The following is a 21,410-nucleotide window of genomic DNA, read 5'->3' as shown; positions in this document are numbered from 1 at the left end:
GAAAATGCTACAAGCCCCGGCGAAATAGAGCGGGGAGCCTCAAGCCGCCTCCCCAACCCGTTGAGGCTTGCGTATAGCCGAGTCATGGATCTGATCACCGACACCGCCGAACTGCGCGACGTCTGCACGCGGCTGGCCGCGCAGCCTTTCGTGACCGTCGATACCGAGTTCATGCGGGAGACGACCTACTATCCCAAGTTGTGTCTCATCCAGATGGCCGCGCCGGACGGCAGCGGCGTCCTGGTGGATCCCCTGGCGCCGGGCATCGACTTGCAACCCTTCGTGGATCTGATGTCCGACGAAGGGGTGGTGAAGGTGTTCCACTCCGCCCGGCAGGATCTGGAGATCGTCTGGATGCTGGGGCGGACCCTGCCGCATCCGTTCTTCGACACGCAGGTCGCGGCGATGGTCTGCGGCTACGGCGATTCGGTCTCCTACGAGCAGTTGGTCAACGACGTGGCCAAGGCCAAGATCGACAAGTCCTCGCGTTTCACGGACTGGTCGCGGCGCCCGCTTTCCGAGGCGCAGCTTGCCTATGCCCTCTCGGACGTGACGCACCTCGTGAAGATCTACGAGGCGCTGGTGGCCGAACTGCTCCGCACCGACCGGGGCGCGTGGCTCGATGAGGAGATGGGGGTTCTCACCTCGCCGGAGACCTATCAGGCCGATCCCCAACAGGCTTGGCGCCGCCTCGCCGGGCGGATGCGCAAGCCCCGCGAGATCGCCGTGCTGATGGAAGTCGCCGCGTGGCGGGAGCGGGAGGCGCAGTCGCGCAACGTCCCGCGCGGGCGCGTGCTGAAGGACGAGGCGGTGATCGACGTGGCCTCGGCCGCGCCGCGCAGCGTCGAGGCGCTGGGACGCCTGCGCACGATCCCGGCCGGCTTCGAGCGCTCGCGTACCGGCGCCGACATCCTGTCCGCCGTCGAGCGCGGCCTCGCGAGCGACCCGACCGCCATCGCCATGCCTGAGCGCATCCGCCGCTCCGGCGGCAACGGGGCCCTGGTCGAATTACTGAAGGTCCTCCTGAAGGCGGTGTGTGAGGCGGAGGGCGTCGCGCCCAAGATCATCGCCACGGTGGACGATCTCGAAGCTCTCGCGGACGACGACGAGGCCGAAGTGCCCGTGCTGCAGGGCTGGCGGCGGTCGTTGTTCGGAGAGAAGGCGCTGGCGCTCAAGCACGGGCGGCTCGCCCTCTCGGCGCGCGGCAACCGCATCGTCGTCCACGAGCTCGACGTACCCGTTGGCTGACAGATCCCAGGATCCTCACGGGGAGCCGGTGACAGAACGCCTCGCCGGGATTAAGTGGCAATGGGATTGCCACTTTTTCCTCACCCTGCTTTGCGTATGTCCGAGCCCGAGGACGGTCCGAACATTCATACCGGTCGCGGCGTCGTCATCGCAGAGGGCTGCGAGTCCGTTCGCGTGCGTTACCGGATCGTCCTTGAGACGCGCCCTGACGGCCAGATGGCTCACGGCACGTTGACCGGCCGCCATGTCGGCCTACGGCCGATCTGGCTGGAACCCGATGCGCAGCTGCGCGTGAAGAGCGGACGCAGCTTCGCCATATCGATCACCGACCTCGTCGGCGACGTCGCCGAGTTCGAGTCGACCGGCCCGGTCCCCGAACTCTGATTCTCAAATTGCTAACGGTTCGCATGCCGCGTCGGCTCGTCGCGAACGCCTACGCTTTGCCGAATTTTCCCGGTTCGGACGGGTGGATCATGCGGCAGGACGGCGCAATCCCCACGATCCGATCGCGGCATTCTGCGGAGGCGCGTTCGACCGGCTCTCTCGGCGCTCCCGCACTGCGATACTCGTACCGCTGATGCCCCTTATCGCGGCCAAGCTTTACTGACTTTCCATTATGCCGCGCCGGAACAAGAGACTTTTCCACTTTCCGTGAAATCTCGCCGGCTCCGACCGGCCGGGACTGCGCTGGTTCAAATTCGTTTTGAACGCGGTGCAATATGGATTTGTGCGCGGCAGCAACTAAGCCGTTTTCACATCTGCGAAACCATCCGTGGCCTCGCCGGGGGAACGAGCCCCAAACTCCGTGTTGACGGCGCTCAAAAATCTCTTAAGGTCCGTCTCAGCTTCGGTTTCGAGGGGGCTGCCTAAGGGGATGGGCGGCTCCTGGCCGGAGATCTGATAAAGATCTCCGTCACCCACTAGCCCGCTATCGAGGCTCTATCCCTGTCGCGAAAGAGTCAGGTTGCAGTTCTTCTGGCATTGCCCTCGCGGCATGTTCGGAGACTTACTAATGACTTGTCGGAGGAATCCATGAGAGCGGTACATCTCCTTGCCCTGGGGGCAGGCGTTGCGGCCGTCGCCACGCCGGCGCTTGCCAACGAAAGCGTTCTGAAGGGCATTGCCAATCCTGCTGAGCAGGTCCTGCAGACGGTCGATTACGCGAACACGCGCTTCTCGAAGCTCGACCAGATCACCAAGGACAACGTGAAGAACCTCCAGGTCGCCTGGACGTTCTCGACCGGCGTTCTGCGCGGCCACGAGGGCTCTCCGCTCGTCGTCGGCAACATGATGTACGTGCACACGCCGTTCCCGAACATCGTGTACGCCCTGGATCTGGACCACGACGCCAAGATCGTGTGGAAGTACGAGCCGAAGCAGGATCCGTCCGTGATCCCGGTCATGTGCTGTGACACGGTCAACCGTGGTCTGGCCTACGCCGACGGCGCCATCCTCCTCCACCAGGCCGACACGACCGTCGTCTCGCTCGACGCCAAGTCCGGCAAGGTGAACTGGTCCGTCAAGAACGGCGACCCGTCCAAGGGCGCGACCAACACCGCCACCGTCCTTCCCGTGAAGGACAAGGTCATCGTCGGCATCTCCGGCGGCGAGTTCGGCGTGCAGTGCCACGTCACCGCCTACGATCTGAAGACCGGCAAGCTCGCCTGGCGCGGCTTCTCGGAAGGCCCGGATGACCAGATCCTGGTCGACCCGGAGAAGACCACCGAGCTCGGCAAGCCGATCGGCAAGGACTCCTCGCTGAAGACCTGGGAAGGCGATCAGTGGAAGACCGGCGGCGGCTGCACCTGGGGTTGGTTCTCGTACGATCCCAAGCTGAACCTGATGTACTACGGCTCGGGCAACCCCTCGACCTGGAACCCGAAGCAGCGTCCGGGCGACAACAAGTGGTCCATGACCATTTGGGCGCGTAATCCGGATACCGGTGTCGCCAAGTGGGTCTACCAGATGACCCCCCACGACGAGTGGGACTTCGACGGCATCAACGAGATGATCCTCACGGATCAGAAGATCGACGGCAAGGATCAGCCGCTCCTGACCCACTTCGACCGTAACGGCTTCGGCTACACGCTGAACCGCGACACCGGCGCCCTCCTGGTCGCCGAGAAGTTCGACCCGGTGGTGAACTGGGCTTCGAAGGTCGACATGGACAAGGGCTCCAAGACCTACGGCCGTCCGCTCGTCGTGGCGAAGTACTCGACCGAGCAGAACGGTGAGGACGTGAACTCCAAGGGCATCTGCCCGGCGGCCCTCGGCACCAAGGATCAGCAGCCTGCTGCCTTCTCGCCGAAGACCAACCTGTTCTACGTGCCCACCAACCACGTCTGCATGGACTACGAGCCGTTCCGGGTGACCTACACCCCGGGCCAGCCCTACGTCGGTGCGACCCTCTCGATGTACCCGGCTCCGAACTCTCACGGCGGCATGGGCAACTTCATCGCTTGGGACGGTGTGAACGGTAAGATCAAGTGGTCGAACCCCGAGCAGTTCTCGGTGTGGTCGGGTGCTCTCGCCACCGCCGGTGACGTGGTGTTCTACGGAACCCTGGAAGGCTACATCAAGGCTGTCGACGACAAGTCCGGTAAGGAGCTCTGGAAGTTCAAGACTCCGTCGGGCATCATCGGCAACGTGATGACCTACCAGCACAAGGGCAAGCAGTACGTGGGCGTCCTCTCGGGCGTCGGCGGCTGGGCGGGCATCGGCCTTGCGGCCGGCCTGACCGACCCGAACGCCGGCCTCGGCGCGGTGGGTGGCTACGCGGCTCTGTCGCAGTACACCAACCTCGGCGGCCAGCTGACCGTCTTCGCCCTGCCGAACTAATCGGCCGCGGTGAACGCTTGAACTAAGGTGCCGGCGCGGGCTTCCGCGCCGGCATCCTTTTCATTAGAAGTGGTTCAAGAGGTCTCTGCTCGAAGGGAGACGGAAAGACCTCAATCAGGGAGAAGCGCACGTTGCTGCACCTCAGCACATTCATCACGCGGCCGGTACTCGCCGCCCTCGCCCTAGCGACCGTTTCTGCGGTCGCCGTACATGCTGAGGATGCCAAGCCTGATCCGGCGCTCGCCAATTCGATCAATAAGGACGACAAGACGGCTGAGAGCGAGCCGGAGCTTCTGAAGAAGGACGCTGCGGTCAAGGTCGAAGACGGCAAGTACGTCGACGCCGACGGCCATCCGACCTTCCACATCACGGACAACGGCAAGAAGCTCGACTGGTATAGCTACTCCGGCTACCGCCGCTATCACGCCGAGTGCCACGTCTGCCACGGCCCGGACGGCATGGGTTCGACCTACGCCCCCGCGCTCAAGGATTCGCTGAAGCATCTCTCCTACGAAGAGTTCATCGGCATCCTGGTCGGCGGCAAGCAAGACATCAATGCCGCCGAACAGAAGGTCATGCCGGCCTTCGGCGACAACAAGAACGTCATGTGCTACTCGGACGACCTCTACGTCTACCTGAAGGCCCGTGCCGCAGGTGCCATCGGCCGTATCCGGCCGAGCGACCACGAGGACAAGCCCGACGCCGCCAAGAAGACCGAGAAGGAGTGCATGGGCTTCTAATGGCCCAGGCCCCTCGGCTTGCGATCCTCTGCGCCCTGTCGATGACGGTGGCGCAGGGGGCCGTCGCACAGCACCTGCCGGACACCGTGACGACCGACGTTCTGCGCGTCTGCGGCGATCCCGGAAACATGCCGTTCTCCGAGCGCAAGGAAGACGGCTTCGAGAACAAGATCGCCGCGATCATCGCGGACGAGTTGAAGGTCACGGTCCGCTATTACTGGCTGACGCAGGGTCCGGGCTTCGTCCGCAATACCCTGGGCACCGGCCTGTGCGACGTGGTGATCGGTCAAGCCTTCGGCAGCGACCTCGTCCAAACGACGAACCCCTATTACCGCTCCACCTATACCCTCGTGACCCGCAAGGGTGAGTTCGACGGCGCCACCGCGCTGGACGATCCGCGCCTGAAGGGCAAGAAGATCGGCGTCATCGCCGGCACACCGCCCGTCAACCGCATGGGCGATCTCGGGCTCGTCTCGGCCATGAAGGCGTATCCGCCCTACGCGCTCGATCCCAAACGGAAATTCCAGACCGTTTCGGCGGAAGTGATCGCGGATCTCGCCGCCAAGGACATCGACGCCGCCGTGTTGTGGGGTCCGGCCGCCGGCTGGCTCGCCAAGCAGAGCGGCACCGAGATGACGGTCACGCCCCTGCTCAAGGAGCCGGAGCGCCCGCCGATGGCCTACCGGATCGCCATGGGTGTGCGTCTCGGTGAGAATGACTGGAAGCGCGCCCTCAATACCGCCTTGCGCAAGCGCAGCGCGGATATCGAGAAGGTGCTGCGCGACTACGACGTGCCGCTTCTCGACCAGGACGAGAACAAATTGATGACGCCGGGCGAGCGCTGAGCTCGCCCTCCGCGATGCGCAGGGGAGGGGGCGTTATCGCCCCTTCCAGTCCGGCGCGCGCTTGCCCAAGAACGCTTCCATCCCCTCGCGGAAATCCTGGCTCATGTAGCACATGAGGATCAGGTCATCGCCGGGCCGCGCCTCGCCCTCGGCGCCAGCTTCCTCTTCGGCGAGACGGCGAAGCCCTTCCTTCGTGGCCTGCATCGTCAGCGGCGCGTGGCCGGCGAGCAGGGTCGCGAGGGCTTCGGCGCGCTCGTTGAGCGAGTGGAGATCGTCCACGACCTCACCGACGAGGCCGATCGCGAGGGCTTCGTCCGCACCGACGAGGCGCGCGGTGAAGATGATGTCCTTTACCCTTGCAGGGCCAATGAGGTTCGACAGCCGCTTGAGGTTGCCCTGGCTGAGGCAATTGCCCAGCGTCCGGGCGATGGGGAAGCCGAACCGCGCGTCGCGGGTGGCGATCCGCAGGTCGCAGGCCGCCGCGATGGCCGCTCCGCCGCCCGTGCAGGCCCCGGCGATGGCCGCGATGGTCGGCACGCGCAGCCGCTCCAGGCCGCCGAGCACCTGATCCATGAAGCGCTCGTAGCCGAGCGCATCCTCCGCCGTCGCGAAGCTGCGGAACTGCGCGATGTCGGTGCCAGCGGCGAAGGCCTTCTCGCCCGCGCCGGTGATGATGAGCGCCTTCACGGACGGGTCCGCCGCGATGTCCTCGCAGCAGGCGATCAGCCCGCGATACATCGCGAAGGTCAGGGCGTTGCGGGCCTGCGGGCGGTTCAGGACGATGCGGGCGATGCCAGCCTCGTCCTTGGTGAACAGCAACTCGTCGGTCGGGGCGTGAGCGTTCATCGGGGCCTCCGCGCAGCCGGGATCAGGCGAGGGTTTCGCGCACGATGCCGCGGGCGATCAGGTCGTCGATCGCGACATCATCGTAGCCCGCTTCCGCCAGGATGGCACGGGAATGCTGGCCGAGCAGCGGCGCCGGCCCGTGGACGCGGCCGGGCGTCTCCGAGAACTTCACCGGCAGGCCGAGGGTCTTCATCCGCCCGACACGGGCGTGCTCGACCTCCACCACCATCTCGCGCGCCAGCGTCTGCGGGTCGTGGTGCATGGCGTTCACGTCGAGCACCGGCCCGGCCGGCACGCCCTCGGCTTCGAGGCGGGCGAGCCAATCGCCCGAGCTGCGCTCGCGGAAGGCGGGGGCCAGGGTCGAGGCCAGACTCTCGCGATTCGCCATGCGGTCGCGGTTCAGGGCGAAGCGCGGATCCTCGGCGAGATTTTCCATGCCGACCGCCTTCAGCATCCGCAGCCAATTGGTCTGGTTGGCGGCACCGATGGTGATCCAACCATCGGCCGTCTCGAAGGCCTCATAGGGCGCGTTCAGCGGGTGGGCCGAGCCCATCGGACCGGGCGCCGTGCCGGTCGCCATGGCGATAGCCGATTGCCAATAGGTGTGCGTGATGCCCGCCTCGAACAGCGAAGTGTCCACCACCTGACCCTGGCCGGTCTTGAGCCGGCGCGTGTAGGCGGCGAGCACGCCCATCGCGGCGAGGATGCCGGCGGTGATGTCGGTGACGGGCGGCCCGCACTTCATCGGCGGGCGGCCCGGCCCTTCGCCGGTCACGGACATGAGGCCGCTCATGCCCTGGGCCACGAGGTCGAACCCCGCCCGGTCGGCATAAGGTCCGCTGCGGCCAAAGCCGGACAGCGAGCAATAGACGAGGCCGGGGAAATCCTGGCGCAGGCTCTCGTAGCCGAGGCCAAGCCGCTCCATCGTGCCCGCGCGGTAATTCTCGATCAGCGCGTCGGCATTGCCGAGGAGGCGCCGCAGGACGGCGACGCCCTCCGGCGCCTTGAGATCGAGGCTGAGTCCGCGCTTGCCCCGGTTCATCATCATGTAGGCGGCGCTCTCGCCGTCCAGGGCCGGGGGGACCGTACGGCGGGTGTCGTCGCCGTCGAGCTTTTCGACCTTGATGACCTCGGCGCCCATGTCCGCGAGCATCAACCCGCAGACCGGGCCAGCCATGATGTGCGCGAGCTCGATCACGCGCATCCCGGCGAGCGGCCCGTGCCGCTCCATCGTTGCGACGGCCATCGGATCACTCTCCCGCGGGGACGCTGGCGACACGCCCGGTGGACTCGGCAGGGGGATCCACGAACTCGCGCTCGGGATGCATCGTGAAGGCGAGGGCCGCGCCCAGCAGGCAGAGGCCGATGGAGCCGATGAAGGGCAGCGTCCAGCTTCCCGTGCGATCCACGATGAAGCCGAACACGATCGGGGAGACGATGGCCGCCAGCGCCGAGCCGGTGTTCATCAGCCCGCTCGCCGTTCCGGCATATTTCGGCGCGATGTCCATCGGCACCGACCAGATCGGGCCGATCACCAGTTCGGCGAAGAAGAAGCCGGAGGAGAGCAGCAGCGCGACGTATGTGAGGTCGCGGGTGAAGAACACGCCGGTCAGGCTCGCCGCCGCACCGAGGAAGCCGATGACGATCACCGACAGGCGGGCGAGCTTCACGTTTCCGGTGACGTGGCCGATCTTGTCGCTCGCGATGCCGCCGACCGTGTCGCCCACCACGCCCGCGAAGAACACGCCGGAGGCGAACAGGGCCGAGTTCTTCAGGTCGAGCCCGTAGCTCTCCTTGAAGAAGGTCGGCAGCCAGCCGAGGAACAGCCACAGCGTCCAGCCGTAGCAGAAATAGGTGATCGACACCGGGAGCATCCGCCGGGTGAGGGCGCCCCACGGCACGCTCTGGCGGACGCCGACCTTGCGCGGGGCGGGCAGGGTGTCGAGCTCGGCCTGGGTGATGTCCGGATGGTCCGAGGGATCGTCGCGGAAGTAGAGATACCAGATCACCACCCAGACGAAGCTCACGCCGCCGAGGACGAAGAAGCTCACGCGCCAGCCGAAATGGTAGATCAGGAAGGCGACGATGGGCGGGGCGACGGCATTGCCGAACCGCGCGAAAGCGTGGGTGATGCCCTGCGCGAAGCCGCGCTTGCCCGGCGCCGTCCAGTTCTGCATGGCGCGGGTGGCGGTGGGGAAGGTCGCGCCCTCGCCGAAGCCGAGGAGCACGCGGGCGAGGAACAGGCTTAAGAGGCCGCCGACGAGGCCGGTGAGGACCGTCGCTATCGCCCAGATGATGCCGCAGATCATGAGGGTCCGCCGGGCGCCGAACTTGTCGCCCACCGAGCCGCCGATGACCTGGAAGATCGCATAAGGATAGGCGAAGGCAGAGAGCATCAGCCCGAACTCGGTCTTCGACATGCCGAGGTCGTGCATCATCACCGTGCCGGCCGTCGCCAGGTTCACCCTGTCGAGGTAGGTGATGAAATACATCAGGCAGAGCAGGCCGAGCACGCCATTGGTGGCGCTCACGCGCTTCATCATCGCCTTCCCCTCCCTGGCGGCGCCGGGAGCTTGCTGCCCCTCGTGCCCGCACGGTGCCTCGACCGATTGGCCTGACACTTCGATTAATACGTTATTCAATCCCGTCTTGGCGTCTTTGGCAACCGCCAATGATCATCATGCGCTCATGGCCCCCAAAAGCGAACGGGGGCCGTGTGGCCCCCGTCCTTGCGGTGATGTCGACAGTGTTCAGGCCGTCACGGGCTGAAGCTTCGTGTTGTCTTCGGCCGGCGACGAGAGGGCCTTGCCGCGCGGGCCGACCCAGGAGCCCACCCAGTTGCGCTGCCACAGGGCGAGGCAGCCGAGCACCACGGCCGCAAAGACGGCGTAGATGACGAAGCCGGTGGCGAAGTGCCCGGTATACTGCTTCGACAGGCCCATCACGTTCGGCAGGATCGCACCGCCGAGGGCACCGATCTCGCCGATCATCGAGCCCGCGACCGCCGTGTTGTTCGGCCAGCGCAGGGGCACGAGCTGGAACAGCGCACCGTTGCCCGCGCCGAGCGCGGCGAAGCAGAACATGAACAGGATGGTCGTCATGGCGAGCGACGGATTCGCCGTCAGCGCCAGGAAGGCCGCCACCGCCGCGAGCAGCACCACCGAAAGCACCGCCACGCCGCCGAGCTTGTCGGCGAAGTAGCCGCCGACGATGCGGATGCCCGAACCCATCAGCGCCGCGAGCATCGTGAGCCGCCCGGCTTCGACCTTCGTCACGGAGAACTGCTCGTAGAAGAAGGTCGGCAGGAAGTTCGACAGGCCGATGAAGCCGCCGAAGGTGATGACGTAGATCAGCGAGAAGGCCCAGCCGTCCTTCGTGAACAGGCAGGAGATGTGCTCCTTGAAGGACTGGCCGTGCAGGTCCGGCGGCTCCTTCGCGAGGATGATCATCACCACCAGCGGAACGAGCATCACGACGCCCGCGAAGCCGTAGACGGCCTGCCAGCCGTACATCTGTGCCAGCGGCGGGGCGAACAGCACGGCGAGCACGGTGCCGGAATTGCCGGCGCCCGCGATGCCCATGGCGAGGCCCTTGTGCTCCGGCGGGAACCAGCCCGAGCCCAGCGACAACGCCACGCCGAACGACGCGCCGGCGATGCCGAGCAGCACGCCCATGGCGAGGACGTCGTTGTAGGAGGAGACCGCGAAGAAGCCGTAGGCCATCGCCAGGACGATGACGCCCATTTCGGTGATCGCGGCGTTCTTCCGGCCGATATACTGGGCCAGCACGCCGAGCGGGAAGCGCATGATCGCGCCGGCCAGGATCGGCAGGGAGATCATGAAGCCGGTCTGGGCCGGGGTGAGCTTGTAGGTTTCGGTGATGAACGGGCCCATCGCGCCGTTCAGAACCCAGATCGCAAAGCAGAAATCGAAGTAGAGGAATGCGGCAAACAAGGTCGGGGGGTGGCCCGACTTCATCACGGTCTTGAAGCTCGCCATGGGTGAGGTGCTCGTCAGAGTTTGCAAGCCGCGACGCGGCCGTACATGCCGGGGATCCGGACTCACACCGTCCGCTCTGCGGAGCGCCGTTGCTCCACGTGCCGCGCCTGAGGCGGCAGGAGGAGTAATGCACGAGGTGTGCCAGCCGCCACGGGCGGCGGATTCGGGCGCGGCGGAAAGCTGTGCCGCGCAACGAGGCAGGGGTGACGCGCAAACGGGCGCGCGCGCAAAATCAGTCGCAATTGATGGGATTAACTTGCTGCATGCATGCAACAGACGTGCGGAAAGCCCGGCGGCAAGTCATACGCGGGTCCGGTATGGCATGGCCGCGCTTGGCGGCGACCGGCGGCTTTTGTAGATCTCATTGAAGCTTGACCGGATGACGCGCGGCCGACTCCGTCCGTGATCCGCCTTCGTCTTTCAGGAAGACTCACGATGTCCGCCCCGATCCGCCTTCTGCTTCTCGCCGGCCTCGCCGTCAGCGCGGCGGCTGCGCCCGCCCTGGCGCAAACCCGCACCGCCCTGGCCGATCCCGATGCCGACCGGCTCTTCCAGGACCAGAACGGCGCCTACTACCTGAAGCGTGGCGACCGTTACGTGCCGTATGCCGGCCGCGTCGAGTTCGGCCGCGCCGTGCTGGACCGTCAGGCCGCCACCGCCGTACCGCCGCTCGCCCCCGCCCCGGCGATGCAGCCGCCGGCCTCCCGGCAGGCCGCCCTGGTCCAGCCGGAAGCCTCCGGCGATCCGGCGCTCTCGCCGATCGAGGCCGCGAAAGCCAAGGCCGTGCTGCGCACGCCCGACAACGGCCCGATCGACTACGCGAAGGCCTACGGCCCCATCGAGGACGACGTGTTTCCCGTCCGCGCCTTCGACTACAAGAAGATGAGCCCGGCCTACCTCCGGCAAGAGATCGCCTATAACGGCCCCTACGAGCCGGGCACGATCATCGTGGATCCGCGCGCCCACCAACTGACCCTGGTGCAGGAGGGTGGCCGTGCCCGCCGCTACGGCGTCGGCGTGGGCAAGCAGGGCTTCTCGTGGTCGGGCACGGCCACCGTGAACTCCAAGCAGGCGTGGCCGGATTGGTACCCGCCGAAGGAGATGATCGCCCGCAGCCCGAAGCTGGCGAGCGAGGTCGACAAGCTCCAGAGCGGGCTCGGCGTCTCCGGTGGTCTGCGCAACCCGCTCGGCGCCCGCGCCATGTATCTCTGGCAAGGCAACAAGGACACGCTGTTCCGCATCCACGGCACGCTGGAGCCCTTCTCCATCGGCAAGAGCGTGTCCTCCGGCTGCATCCGTATGATCAACCAGGACGCCATCGACCTGTTCAGCCGCGTGAACGTCGGCTCGAAGGTGGTAGTGCTGAACTGATCGCGGTCGCTCAGCGCGCGAGGTCGGCGACCAGCGCGTTGAGCACCGGAGCCCCGGCGGCGGTCGCGGCGATGCGGCCGTCGGGCTTCCGCGATAGGAGCCCATCCCCCACCAGCGCGTCGATCCGCGCGGGGTCGATGGGCCGCCCGCCGAGGGCGGCGTAGCGGGCGGGGTCGATCCCCTCCGAGAGGCGCAGGCCCATCACGAGGAATTCGTCGGCCTGGGCCGGGGCCCCGAGCTGTTCGGTCTCCGCGATGCCGTGGCCGTCCGCCTCGACGCGGGCGAGCCACGCTTCGGGGCCGCGCTCGGTGACGGTGCCGATGCGCCCCTCCGGCGTCACGAGGCGCCCATGGGCGCCGGGCCCGATCCCGGCATATTCGCCGTAGCGCCAATAGAGCAGGTTGTGCCGCGCCTCGGCGCCGGGCCGGGCGTGGTTCGAGATTTCGTAGGCCGGTAGGCCCGCCTCCTCGCAGACCTCCTGCGTCACGTCGTAGAGGGCGCGGGAGACGTCCTCGTCGGGCGTCACGAGTTTGCCGGCGGCGGCGAGGCCGTAGAACGGCGTGCCGGGCTCGATGGTGAGCTGGTAGAGCGACAGGTGCTCGGCCGCCCGCGCGATGGCCTCGGACAGTTCAGCGCGCCACGCCGCCGGGCTCTGGTTCGGCCGGGCATAGATCAGGTCGAAGGAGGTCCGCGCGAAGGTGTCCTGCGCCACCTTGATCGCGGCGAAGGCTTCCTGCGCGTTGTGCAGGCGCCCGAGGGTCTTCAGCGAGGCATCGTCCAGCGCCTGCACGCCGAGGGAGACGCGGTTCACCCCCGCCGTCCGGTAGCCCTGGAAGCGCCCGGCCTCGACGCTCGACGGGTTGGCCTCCAGCGTCACCTCCGCCCCCGGCGCGACGCGCCAATGCCCGGCGATGGCATCGAGCAGCCCCGCCACGGTCTCGGGCTTCATCAGCGAAGGCGTGCCGCCCCCGAGGAAGATGCTTGTCACCTCCCGCCCCGGCACGCGGGCGGCGACATGGGCCATCTCGGCGCGGAAGGCCGCGAGGAAGCGGGCCTCATCGACGCCGGCATGGCGGACATGGCTGTTGAAGTCGCAATACGGGCACTTCGCCGCGCAGAACGGCCAGTGCAGGTACACCCCGAACCCCGCATCGCGGGTGGGGTGCTCCGGGATCGCGGCGGTCAAGTCCGCTCCGTCGGGGCGAGGCAGTCGCGGGCGAGGTCCACGAAGGCCCGCGCCCGATGGGAGAGGCCCTTGCCCGATTGCCAATCGACGCCGTGCTTCTCCTCGGCGGTCATCTCGCCGAAGGTCCGCTCATGGCCCTCGGGGCGGAACAGCGGGTCGTAGCCGAAGCCCGCCGTGCCGCGCGGCTCCACGAGGTCGCCGAACACCCGGCCTTCGAACAGCTCGGTATGGCCATCGGGCCACGCGAGAACGAGGGCCGACACGAAGTGCGCCTTGCGATTTGCGGCGCCGCGCGTGTCGAGTTCGGAGAAGATCCGGGCCATGGCGCCGGAGAAGTCCTTGGTCGGCCCGGCCCAGCGGGCGGAGAAGATCCCCGGCGCGCCGTCCAGCGCATCGACGCAGAGGCCGGAATCGTCGGCAAAGGCCGGCAGGCCGGTGGCCTTGGTCGCCGCATGGGCCTTGATCGCCGCGTTCTCGGCGAACATCGTCCCGGTCTCGTCGGGCTCGGGCAGGCCGAGTTCGCCCGCCGAGACGGCCTCGATGCCGAAGGGCGCCAGAAGCTCGCGCATCTCCACGAGCTTGCCCGCATTGTGGGTGGCGATCACCACCTTGCCGGTCAGGCGGCGCCTCACGCGATGGCCTCCTTCTGCAGGCCCACGAGGCGTTCGGTCCCGATGCGGGCGAGGCGGAGCAATTCGAGGAGCTGCGCCTCGGTGAAGGGCTCGGCCTCGGCGGTGCCCTGTACCTCCACGATGCCGCCCTTGCCGGTCAGCACGAAGTTCGCATCGGTGTCGGCAGCCGAATCCTCCTCGTATTCGAGGTCGAGGACCGGCATGCCCTTGTAGATGCCGCAGGACACGGCGGCGACATGGTCGCGCAGCGGATCGACGGAGATGATCGAGCGGGTGCGCATCCAGGCGAAGCAATCGTGAAGCGCCACCCAGGCGCCGGTGATGGCGGCCGTGCGGGTGCCGCCATCGGCCTGGATCACGTCGCAATCCACCGTCACCTGCTTCTCGCCGATGGCTGACAGGTTGGTAACGGCGCGGAGCGAGCGGCCGATCAGACGCTGGATCTCCTGCGTACGGCCGGAGGGCTTGCCGGAATTCACTTCGCGGCGGGTGCGCTCATGGGTCGCTCGCGGCAGCATCGCGTATTCGGCCGTGACCCAGCCCTTGCCGGAGCCGCGCAGCCATGGCGGCGCGCGCTCCTCCAGGGAGGCCGTGCACAGCACCTTGGTGTTGCCGAAGCTGACGAGGCAGGAGCCCTCGGCGTAGCGCGCCACGGCGCGCTCGAGGGTTACGGGCCGCATCGCGTCGGCGGCACGGTTGGATGGCCGCATGCGACACCCTTTCATTGCGAGAAGTGCGGGCCGGGCTCATAGGCTGCACGGCCCCGGCGAGCAAGCAGCGGATTGATCCGCGAGCCCAGGGCAGACATGATCGGGAGTCAGGACCCGGCGACCGTGACACATCAGAGCTTCGACATTTCACAAAATCAACAGATGCAGGCCCTCTCTGCCCTTAACGAGCGCGCCAGGGAGATCTTCCGGCAGATCGTCGAGAGCTACCTGACGACGGGGGAGCCAGTGGGCTCGCGCAACCTCGCGCGCATCCTGCCGATGGCGCTCTCCCCGGCCTCCATCCGCAACGTGATGGCGGATCTGGAGCATTCCGGCCTGATCTTCGCGCCCCACACCTCGGCGGGGCGCCTTCCGACCGAGCAGGGCCTGCGCTTCTTCGTGGATGCCATGCTCGAACTCGGCGATGTCGGGCAGGACGAGAAGGACCGGATCGAGGGCCAAATGCGCGCGGTCGCCTCGCGCCACACCTTCGAATCCGCGCTGACGGAGGCGTCGAGCCTGCTGTCGGGCGTATCGCGGGGGGCCGGCGTGGTGCTCACCACGAAGGCCAATGCGAGCCTGAAGCACATTGAGTTCGTCCGCCTCGACCCTGCCCGCGCCCTGGTGGTGCTGGTCTCGGACGACGGCAGCGTCGAGAATCGCCTGCTCGACCTGCCCCCCGGCCTTCCGGCCGGCGCCCTGCAGGAGGCGACGAACTACCTCAATGCCCGCCTCGCGGGGCGCACCCTCGGCGTGCTGCGCGCGGAGATCGAGGTGGGGCGCCTCGCGAAGAAGCGCGAGTTGGACGAACTCACCGAGCGGCTGGTGGATGCGGGCCTCGCGACACCGGTCGGGCCCTCGGAGGCGCGGCAACTCATCGTGCGCGGACAGGCCAATCTGTTGGACGACCTGCGCGCGGCCGAAGACCTGGAGCGCATCCGGCTGCTGTTCAACGATCTGGAGACGCAGAAGGACGTGATCGATCTCCTCGCCCGCGCCGAGCAGGGGGAGGGGGTGCGCATCTTCATCGGCTCCGAGAACAAGCTGTTCTCGCTGTCGGGTTCGTCGCTCATCGCGGCACCGTTCCGCGACGGGTCGCAAAAGATCGTCGGCGTCGTCGGCGTCATCGGCCCGACGCGGCTGAACTACGCCCGCATCGTGCCGATGGTCGATTACACCGCCCGCGTCGTCTCGAAGCTGCTCGACGGCGGGCGGTGATCGTTCGCCCGCTTAGGCGGGGATCACGTCCACGATCTCGTAGGTGTCGGGATCGATGATGATGATGTCGTCGCGCACGAGGATGAAATCGTAGCCCTCGTAATCCGGCACCAACTCGACGATGGCCGGCGGCAGACGGTGCAGCCGCACCGAACGCGGGATCGCCGTGCCGACGCTCAGCGCGAAGTTCACGCTGTCGAGCCGCGAGACACCGCCCCGCAGGATCGACTGGCGGAACTCCGTGCGCCGGCCGGTATCGAGGCGGGAATAGCCGCCGCGCACCGCACCGCCATCGCGACCGCCACGGGCGCCCGGCCCGCGCTCGGCACCGCGCCGCTCGCCGGCCGCACCCGGGCCGTTCCGGCCATCGGGGCCACCGCGCTCGGCCGCCCCGTTGCGCTCGCCGGGTCCGCCACGCTCACCGCGCTCACCGGGGCCACCACGATCACCACGATCACCACGATCACCGCGTTCGCCGGGACCGCCGCGCTCCGCGCCACCCCGCTCGGCCGCGCCGCCGCGTCCGGCCGGACCACCCTGCTCGGCCGCTCCGCCGCGCTCGGCGGGTCCGCCGCGTTCCGCGCCGCCGCCGGCCGCCGGGCCGCGCCCACCGCCTTCACCACCGCGCATCCCGGCACCGCCGCCCGCGCCACCCGGACCCGCCGCGCCCGGTCCACCCGCGCCGGGGCCGCCGCTCGCGCCGCCGCCCGGACCGCCACCGCCGCCCGGACCGGCCGCCGCGCCCCCGGCGCCACCCGCGCCACCGCCACCGCCGGCCCCGCCACCGGGTCCGCCCTGGGCGAAGGCCGTCGTCGCGCCCGCCATGATGACCGCCGCGGCCACCGTGCTGCGAAGAATCCTGTTCATGTGCCGTCCACCGTCCCAGAGGGCGCGCCCTCCGGACGCTCGACCCGGGCCGGAACGGGGACGGAATCGAAACCGTTCCGGCATCGTTCGTCCAAGGCTGGTGACAAGCCGCCGCGTCTCGCACACGCGAACGTGAGGAAGCCTTGCGGGCAGGGGTTGGGGCTGTAACGTCCGCGCACGCCAGAGAAGCCGGCGCAGTGTCGGCCCAGCGAGTCCCGGAGACGCCATGTCCGCACCTCCCGCCGACCGTATCAACATCACGTCGGAGGTCCACGATGCCGCCGACCGGCGCCGCCGCATCATGGCGATCGTCGGCTCCTCCTCGGGCAATCTGGTCGAGTGGTACGACTTCTACTGCTACGCCTTCTTCGCCCTCTACTTCGCCCCGGCCTTCTTCCCGAAGGGCGATTCCACCAGCCAGCTCCTGCAGACGGCGGGCATCTTCGCGGTGGGCTTCTTCATGCGCCCGGTGGGCGGCTGGCTGTTCGGGCGCATCGGCGACCGGGTGGGGCGGCGGACCTCGATGGTCATCTCCGTATTGATGATGTGCTTCGGCTCGCTGCTGATCGGCATCCTGCCCACCTACGAGACCGTGGGCACCCTGGCGCCGGTCCTGCTGCTGCTGGCGCGGATGCTCCAGGGCCTCTCGGTCGGCGGTGAGTACGGCACGTCGGCCACCTACATGAGCGAGGTCGCCATCAAGGGGCGGCGCGGGTTCTTCGCCTCGTTCCAGTACGTCACGCTGATCGGCGGGCAGTTGCTCGCATCCCTGGTGCTGGTCGGCCTCCAGGCCGTGATGACGAGCGCGGAACTGACGGCCTATGGCTGGCGCATTCCGTTCTTCATCGGTGCGGGCCTTGCGGTCGTGGCCCTCTACCTCCGGCGCTCCCTGGCCGAGACCAAGGAAGCCGGCGACAAGGAGAATGCCGGCACCTTCAGCGAGCTGTTCAAGCACTGGCGTGCGTTCTGCGTCGTCCTCGCCTACACGGCCGGCGGCAGCCTGAGCTTCTACACCTTCACGACGTACATGCAGAAGTATCTCGTCAACACCGCCGGCATGCCGAAGACCTCGGCCTCACAGGTCATGACCTGGGTTCTGCTGGTCTACATGCTGATCCAGCCGATCTTCGGCGCCCTGTCGGACAAGATCGGCCGCAAGGCCAACATGATCCTCTACAGCGGCCTCGGCATGTTGATGGTGGTGCCGATCATGTCGTTCCTGCACACCAACAAGGATCCCTACCTCGCCTTCGCGATGATCACCCTCGGTCTGTCGGTGATCTCGTTCTACACGGGCATCAGCGGCATCGTGAAAGCCGAGCTGTTCCCCACCAACGTCCGCGCGCTGGGCGTCGGCCTGTCCTACGCCCTCGCCAACGCGATGTTCGGCGGCACCGCCGAATACGTGGCGCTGTGGTTCAAGGATGCCGGGATCGAGACGACCTTCTTCTGGTACGTGACGATCATGCTGGCGATCGCCTTCATTGCCTCGCTCATCATGCCGAACCCGAAGGTGCACGGCTATCTCGATGGCGCGGGCACGGTGGAAGAGGCGCTGGGCAAGAAGAAGAAGGCGGGGCTCGCCACCGCCTGATTAAAAAAGGGGGCGGGCCTCGCGGCCCGCCCCCTTTCGCTTGGACAGGACCGAGGCTCAGTCCTGATCGATCTGCTTGCCGATGATGGCGATGGCCTTCTCGTAGACCTGCGCCGCGTTCCAGCCCTGAAGGGCCGCGAAATTCGGCTCGCCCGGCTGATAGCCCGCGCCGCGCTGCCAGCCATGCGCCTTCAGGAAGTTCGCCGTGGAGGAGAGGGCCGCGCCGACGTTATTGAGGTCGCCGCCGGTGCCGTAGTTCAGCACGTTCTTCGGCAGGAACTGGGTGTGGCCGATCTCGCCGTGGGCGGCGCCGCGGGTCCCGGCCGAGATGATGCCCCGGTCGACCAGGGTGAGGGCGGCGCGGAGCTGATCGGTGAAGTATTCCGAGCGGCGGCAATCGTAGGCGAGGGTCGCGACGGCCGAGAGGGTGTTCACGTTGCCCTTCACGGCGCCGAAGCCGGTCTCCATGCCCCAGATCGCCAGGAGCGGGCCCGGCGGCACGCCGTAGCGCTGCTCAATGGAGTCGAACAGGGCGGCGTTGGTGCGCTTCAGGGCGCGCCCGCGCTTCACGATGGTCGTGGCGCCGCGCTTGGCCATGAACTGGTCAAGGGAGAGCTTGAAGCTGTGCTGCCCCCGGTCGGCCGAGATGGTGGCGGTGGAATAGCTGGTGCCGGCGAGGGCATCGAGGCTTTCGGCGCTGGCGCGGCCCCGGTTCTCGGCGATGAACTCGCGCTTCCAGGTCTCGAACCCGGCCGAATTGTTGCCGCACTGGGCGGCCTGCGCCTCGGTGAGGGCGCCGCCGAGCAGGCCGAGCGCCGCGACGGCGAGGCTGAAGTGACGCATGCGTGCAGCCACGTGAAACTCCTGAAATTCCGGCCGGACGGAATGGTCCGTTCGGCAATATCGTTGCGGTGTAAAGCATATCGCGAAGGTTGGCGCACGCGGGGACGGCCCCAAGACGTGCGGTTTCCCCCCATCCGCGACAGAAGTGATCGCAGCGTGGTTTCCGAGACGCTTCCGGCCTCACGGGAGCCAGGATCTCGCGCCAAGGCCCTCGCGGCGCCGGTCGAACCGAGCGGATCGCGAAGCGTTTGAGCGAGGCGGCGGGGAGGCCGGCGAATGCGAAACGGTCGGGGCCGATGACGAAACCCACTCTTGCGGATGCACCGGAACTGGCGGGCGCGCAGCCCGTGAGCCCAGCCGGCCTCGATGCCCCGGCGCCGGCCTTCAAGATCGTCAGCTGGAATCTCCTGCGGCGGGTGGGGGCGGCCATCGAGGACGTCATCGCCCTGATCGAGCAGGAATCCCCCGATCTGCTGCTGATGCAGGAGGCGACGCGGGCCATCGGCTTCCTGAAGGAGCGCGTCGGCGGCCATTACGCCTGGGCGCCGCTGCCGGGGCGCATCCACGGGCTCGCCATGTGGAGCCCGACCCCGTTCCCGAGCCCGCCGCGCACGGTGACGCTGCCCTCCGGCGCGGTGGTCCACCGGGTGTGCCAAGTGGTCGATCTCGGCACGTTCGGGATTGCCAACGTCCACCTCTCCCACGGGCAGATGCTGAACCGGCGGCAGTTGCGGCGGATCGTGACGGGCCTTCCGCCCCGCGCGGCGGTTCTGGGCGATTACAACATCGTCGGCCCGGCCATGGTGCCGGGGTTCCGCGACATCGGCCCCCGGCGGCCGACCCATTCGATGATCGAGGTGCTGCCCCTGCGGCTCGACCGCTGCATCGCCAGGGGGCTCGTCTGCCGGGAGAGCGCGGTGCTGCCGCGCGGCCCCTCGGACCACCGGCCCATCGTCGTGCATCTGTGCCCGGAGCCGGAATCGCCCGCGCCGCTCAAAGGTATGGCAGCAGCAGCCGAACGCCTGCGTCGCGCAAGCGCACGGGCAAGAATCGGTCTGCGAGATCCTTCTCGGTAAGCGGCAGGTCCATCTTGGCCTGGATCAGCGCATCGATCTGCCCGGCGAGATCGGCGTCGATCACCTCGACGTTCAGCTCGAAGTTCAGGCGGAAGCTGCGCATGTCCCAGTTGGCGCTGCCGACAAAGCACCACACGTCATCGACCACCATCGCCTTGGCGTGGTCGAACGGATCGCGGTCGAGATAGACCCGCACGCCCGCGCGGATCAGCACGTCGAGATGGGCGCGCATCGCCCAATCGATGAAGCGGTGATCGCTGACCGCCGGGATCACCACATCCACGGAGATTCCCCGCGTCGCGGCCTGAATGAGGGCGCCGGTCACGAGTTCGTCCGGCAGGAAGTAGGGCGTCGCGATCCGCACCCGGCGGCGGGCACAGTTCAGCGCCTGGATGACCACCTGCTCGATCTTCTGCACGTCGGCATCGGGCCCCGACGTCACCACGCGGGCGACACAGTCGCCGACGGCGGGCGCCTCCATGAACCAGGGCGGCCCGTCGAGGCTCTCGCCGTCGGCGAAGGCCCAATCCGCTGTGAAGGCCGTCACGAGTTGGTCCACCACCGGCCCCTCGAACCGGAAATGGATGTCGCGGATCGGATCCCGGGGCTTCGTGCTCACGCGGTTCGCGGCGGCGATGTTGAGCCCGCCCGTAAAGGCGACCCTTCCATCGAGGATCAGCAGCTTCTTGTGGTTGCGCAGGTTCAGGAACGGCATCCGCCAGGGCAGGGCGGAATGCATGAACAGGGCGGCGGGCACGCCGGCCGCGTGCAGGCGCTTGTAGGCCAGCATTCGGAAATAGCCGCCGCCGATCCCGTCGATGATGACCCGCACCTCGACGCCACGGTCCTTGGCCTGCGCCAGGGCCTCGCAGAATTCACGGCCGGTCGCGTCATCGCGGAAGATGTAGCTCGTCATGGCGACGCTCGCCCGCGCGTCGCGGATCCCGGCCAGCATCTCCGGGTAGGCCGCGTCGCCGTTGCGGAACATCCGCACCCGGTTGCCGATGAGCGCGGGCGCACCGGTGATGCGCCGGATCGCCCGGTCCAGGGGCCACAGGGTTTCCGGCACGACGGCATCATCCGCGTCCGGCGGCGGCACGGCCTCGGAGGGGCGCCCGCGCATCTTGCGCGCCCGGCGATAGACGCGGTTGATGCCGAGCAGCAGGTAGAGGGCCGATCCGAAGATCGGCGAGAGCCACGCCAGCCCGATCCACCCCACGGCCACGCTCACGCGCCGCTTGCGCAGCAACGCATGCACTGTCACCGCGACGGCGAGGCAGACGCCGACCAGCGCCTCCACGTCCGCCCGCAGCAAAGCTGTCGAGTTGATCCAACGATAGACGACCTGGTCCACTGGCATCCCATGCGGCTGAAGCCTGCGGGCGATATAGCCCAGCC

19 protein-coding genes are annotated in these 21,410 nt (G+C 67.8%); 9 read left to right on the top strand and 10 right to left on the bottom strand.

The window, feature by feature from the left end; all coding sequences use genetic code 11:
- Positions 1-84: 84 nt before the first annotated feature.
- The 5 genes from rnd to xoxJ all read left to right on the top strand — a co-directional run bounded on the left by rnd (position 85) and on the right by xoxJ (position 5,671).
- Positions 85-1,248 (top strand): ribonuclease D, encoded by a 1,164-nt coding sequence (rnd, locus tag AAHF99_RS06370; protein WP_342163234.1) that lies wholly within the window; start codon positions 85-87, stop codon positions 1,246-1,248.
- Between the two features lie 96 nt (positions 1,249-1,344).
- Positions 1,345-1,632 carry a hypothetical protein gene (locus AAHF99_RS06365; protein WP_342163233.1) on the top strand — a complete coding sequence of 96 codons (288 nt, stop codon included), beginning with the start codon at positions 1,345-1,347 and terminating at the stop codon, positions 1,630-1,632.
- Positions 1,633-2,280: 648 nt separating this feature from the next.
- Positions 2,281-4,086: a lanthanide-dependent methanol dehydrogenase XoxF1 gene (gene xoxF1 / locus AAHF99_RS06360; protein ID WP_342163231.1), complete on the top strand. Its 1,806-nt coding sequence runs from the start codon at positions 2,281-2,283 to the stop codon at positions 4,084-4,086.
- A 131-nt stretch (positions 4,087-4,217) separates the two neighbouring features.
- Positions 4,218-4,826 carry a c-type cytochrome, methanol metabolism-related gene (locus AAHF99_RS06355; protein ID WP_342163230.1) on the top strand — a complete coding sequence of 203 codons (609 nt, stop codon included), beginning with the start codon at positions 4,218-4,220 and terminating at the stop codon, positions 4,824-4,826.
- Positions 4,826-5,671 (top strand): rare earth element methanol dehydrogenase accessory protein XoxJ, encoded by an 846-nt coding sequence (gene xoxJ, locus AAHF99_RS06350; RefSeq protein WP_342163228.1) that lies wholly within the window; start codon positions 4,826-4,828, stop codon positions 5,669-5,671. Before AAHF99_RS06355 ends, xoxJ begins: the two co-directional genes overlap by 1 nt.
- Positions 5,672-5,704: 33 nt before the next feature.
- Here xoxJ and AAHF99_RS06345 read toward each other — a convergent pair whose 3' ends face one another.
- The 4 genes from AAHF99_RS06345 to AAHF99_RS06330 form a co-directional block, all read right to left on the bottom strand.
- The gene (locus tag AAHF99_RS06345) at positions 5,705-6,517 is read right to left on the bottom strand and encodes an enoyl-CoA hydratase/isomerase family protein (RefSeq protein ID WP_342163227.1); all 813 of its coding nucleotides are present in this window, start codon (positions 6,515-6,517) and stop codon (positions 5,705-5,707) included.
- Between the two features lie 22 nt (positions 6,518-6,539).
- A complete protein-coding gene (locus AAHF99_RS06340) occupies positions 6,540-7,748 on the bottom strand; it encodes a CaiB/BaiF CoA transferase family protein (RefSeq protein ID WP_342163449.1) in 1,209 nt (402 codons plus the stop codon).
- Between the two features lie 19 nt (positions 7,749-7,767).
- Positions 7,768-9,060 carry an MFS transporter gene (locus AAHF99_RS06335; protein ID WP_342163226.1) on the bottom strand — a complete coding sequence of 431 codons (1,293 nt, stop codon included), beginning with the start codon at positions 9,058-9,060 and terminating at the stop codon, positions 7,768-7,770.
- A 207-nt stretch (positions 9,061-9,267) separates the two neighbouring features.
- Positions 9,268-10,515 carry an MFS transporter gene (locus AAHF99_RS06330; RefSeq protein WP_342163225.1) on the bottom strand — a complete coding sequence of 416 codons (1,248 nt, stop codon included), beginning with the start codon at positions 10,513-10,515 and terminating at the stop codon, positions 9,268-9,270.
- A gap of 435 nt (positions 10,516-10,950) precedes the next feature.
- Here AAHF99_RS06330 and AAHF99_RS06325 point away from each other — a divergent pair, with 435 nt between their 5' ends.
- Complete coding sequence (locus AAHF99_RS06325) at positions 10,951-11,886, top strand: L,D-transpeptidase (RefSeq protein ID WP_342163224.1); 936 nt, start codon at positions 10,951-10,953, stop codon at positions 11,884-11,886.
- 10 nt (positions 11,887-11,896) lie between these two features.
- Here the strand turns inward: AAHF99_RS06325 and hemW are convergent, their stop codons facing one another.
- The 3 genes from hemW to rph are packed head-to-tail and all read right to left on the bottom strand — an operon-like array spanning position 11,897 to position 14,414.
- On the bottom strand, positions 11,897-13,072 hold the full coding sequence (gene hemW / locus AAHF99_RS06320; protein WP_342163223.1) for a radical SAM family heme chaperone HemW: 1,176 nt from the start codon (positions 13,070-13,072) through the stop codon (positions 11,897-11,899).
- Complete coding sequence (rdgB, locus tag AAHF99_RS06315; RefSeq protein WP_342163222.1) at positions 13,069-13,704, bottom strand: RdgB/HAM1 family non-canonical purine NTP pyrophosphatase; 636 nt, start codon at positions 13,702-13,704, stop codon at positions 13,069-13,071. Before rdgB ends, hemW begins: the two co-directional genes overlap by 4 nt.
- Positions 13,701-14,414 (bottom strand): ribonuclease PH, encoded by a 714-nt coding sequence (gene rph, locus AAHF99_RS06310; RefSeq protein WP_243957334.1) that lies wholly within the window; start codon positions 14,412-14,414, stop codon positions 13,701-13,703. Before rph ends, rdgB begins: the two co-directional genes overlap by 4 nt.
- A gap of 162 nt (positions 14,415-14,576) precedes the next feature.
- On the opposite strand from rph, the gene hrcA reads away from it, so the two are divergent.
- Complete coding sequence (gene hrcA / locus AAHF99_RS06305; protein WP_243957333.1) at positions 14,577-15,632, top strand: heat-inducible transcriptional repressor HrcA; 1,056 nt, start codon at positions 14,577-14,579, stop codon at positions 15,630-15,632.
- Positions 15,633-15,644: 12 nt separating this feature from the next.
- On the opposite strand, the gene AAHF99_RS06300 is transcribed toward hrcA, so the two are convergent.
- Positions 15,645-16,499, bottom strand: a complete 855-nt coding sequence (locus AAHF99_RS06300) for a DUF1236 domain-containing protein (RefSeq protein ID WP_342163221.1) — start codon at positions 16,497-16,499, stop codon at positions 15,645-15,647.
- 226 nt (positions 16,500-16,725) lie between these two features.
- On the opposite strand from AAHF99_RS06300, the gene AAHF99_RS06295 reads away from it, so the two are divergent.
- Entirely contained in the window at positions 16,726-18,093 is a 1,368-nt protein-coding gene (locus AAHF99_RS06295; RefSeq protein ID WP_342163220.1) for an MFS family transporter, read from the top strand.
- A 57-nt stretch (positions 18,094-18,150) separates the two neighbouring features.
- On the opposite strand, the gene AAHF99_RS06290 is transcribed toward AAHF99_RS06295, so the two are convergent.
- A complete protein-coding gene (locus AAHF99_RS06290; protein WP_342163448.1) occupies positions 18,151-18,936 on the bottom strand; it encodes a lytic murein transglycosylase in 786 nt (261 codons plus the stop codon).
- Positions 18,937-19,232: 296 nt separating this feature from the next.
- Between AAHF99_RS06290 and AAHF99_RS06285 the strand changes: the two genes are divergently transcribed.
- Complete coding sequence (locus AAHF99_RS06285) at positions 19,233-20,012, top strand: endonuclease/exonuclease/phosphatase family protein (RefSeq protein WP_342163219.1); 780 nt, start codon at positions 19,233-19,235, stop codon at positions 20,010-20,012.
- Here the strand turns inward: AAHF99_RS06285 and AAHF99_RS06280 are convergent.
- Positions 19,930-21,366 (bottom strand): phospholipase D-like domain-containing protein, encoded by a 1,437-nt coding sequence (locus AAHF99_RS06280; protein ID WP_342163217.1) that lies wholly within the window; start codon positions 21,364-21,366, stop codon positions 19,930-19,932. The genes AAHF99_RS06285 and AAHF99_RS06280 overlap by 83 nt on opposite strands.
- Positions 21,367-21,410: the final 44 nt, after the last annotated feature.

Origin of the sequence: Methylobacterium litchii (assembly GCF_038442315.1) — a bacterium.
Lineage (GTDB): Bacteria > Pseudomonadota > Alphaproteobacteria > Rhizobiales > Beijerinckiaceae > Methylobacterium > Methylobacterium litchii.
The sequence above is the reverse complement of the archived record's forward strand: the minus strand, read 5'-3'. Positions and strand labels throughout refer to the sequence as shown.

Bases quoted from the DNA above. Each gene is read 5' to 3' on its own strand.
- rnd (WP_342163234.1), top strand. From the start codon at position 85: ATGGATCTGATCACCGACACCGCCGAACTGCGCGACGTCTGCACGCGG.
- AAHF99_RS06365 (WP_342163233.1), top strand. From the start codon at position 1,345: ATGTCCGAGCCCGAGGACGGTCCGAACATTCATACCGGTCGCGGCGTC.
- xoxF1 (WP_342163231.1), top strand. From the start codon at position 2,281: ATGAGAGCGGTACATCTCCTTGCCCTGGGGGCAGGCGTTGCGGCCGTC.
- xoxJ (WP_342163228.1), top strand. From the start codon at position 4,826: ATGGCCCAGGCCCCTCGGCTTGCGATCCTCTGCGCCCTGTCGATGACG.
- AAHF99_RS06345 (WP_342163227.1), bottom strand. From the start codon at position 6,517: ATGAACGCTCACGCCCCGACCGACGAGTTGCTGTTCACCAAGGACGAG.
- AAHF99_RS06340 (WP_342163449.1), bottom strand. From the start codon at position 7,748: ATGGAGCGGCACGGGCCGCTCGCCGGGATGCGCGTGATCGAGCTCGCG.
- AAHF99_RS06335 (WP_342163226.1), bottom strand. From the start codon at position 9,060: ATGATGAAGCGCGTGAGCGCCACCAATGGCGTGCTCGGCCTGCTCTGC.
- AAHF99_RS06330 (WP_342163225.1), bottom strand. From the start codon at position 10,515: ATGGCGAGCTTCAAGACCGTGATGAAGTCGGGCCACCCCCCGACCTTG.
- AAHF99_RS06325 (WP_342163224.1), top strand. From the start codon at position 10,951: ATGTCCGCCCCGATCCGCCTTCTGCTTCTCGCCGGCCTCGCCGTCAGC.
- rph (WP_243957334.1), bottom strand. From the start codon at position 14,414: ATGCGGCCATCCAACCGTGCCGCCGACGCGATGCGGCCCGTAACCCTC.
- hrcA (WP_243957333.1), top strand. From the start codon at position 14,577: ATGCAGGCCCTCTCTGCCCTTAACGAGCGCGCCAGGGAGATCTTCCGG.
- AAHF99_RS06300 (WP_342163221.1), bottom strand. From the start codon at position 16,499: ATGAACAGGATTCTTCGCAGCACGGTGGCCGCGGCGGTCATCATGGCG.
- AAHF99_RS06295 (WP_342163220.1), top strand. From the start codon at position 16,726: ATGTCCGCACCTCCCGCCGACCGTATCAACATCACGTCGGAGGTCCAC.
- AAHF99_RS06290 (WP_342163448.1), bottom strand. From the start codon at position 18,936: ATGCGTCACTTCAGCCTCGCCGTCGCGGCGCTCGGCCTGCTCGGCGGC.
- AAHF99_RS06285 (WP_342163219.1), top strand. From the start codon at position 19,233: ATGACGAAACCCACTCTTGCGGATGCACCGGAACTGGCGGGCGCGCAG.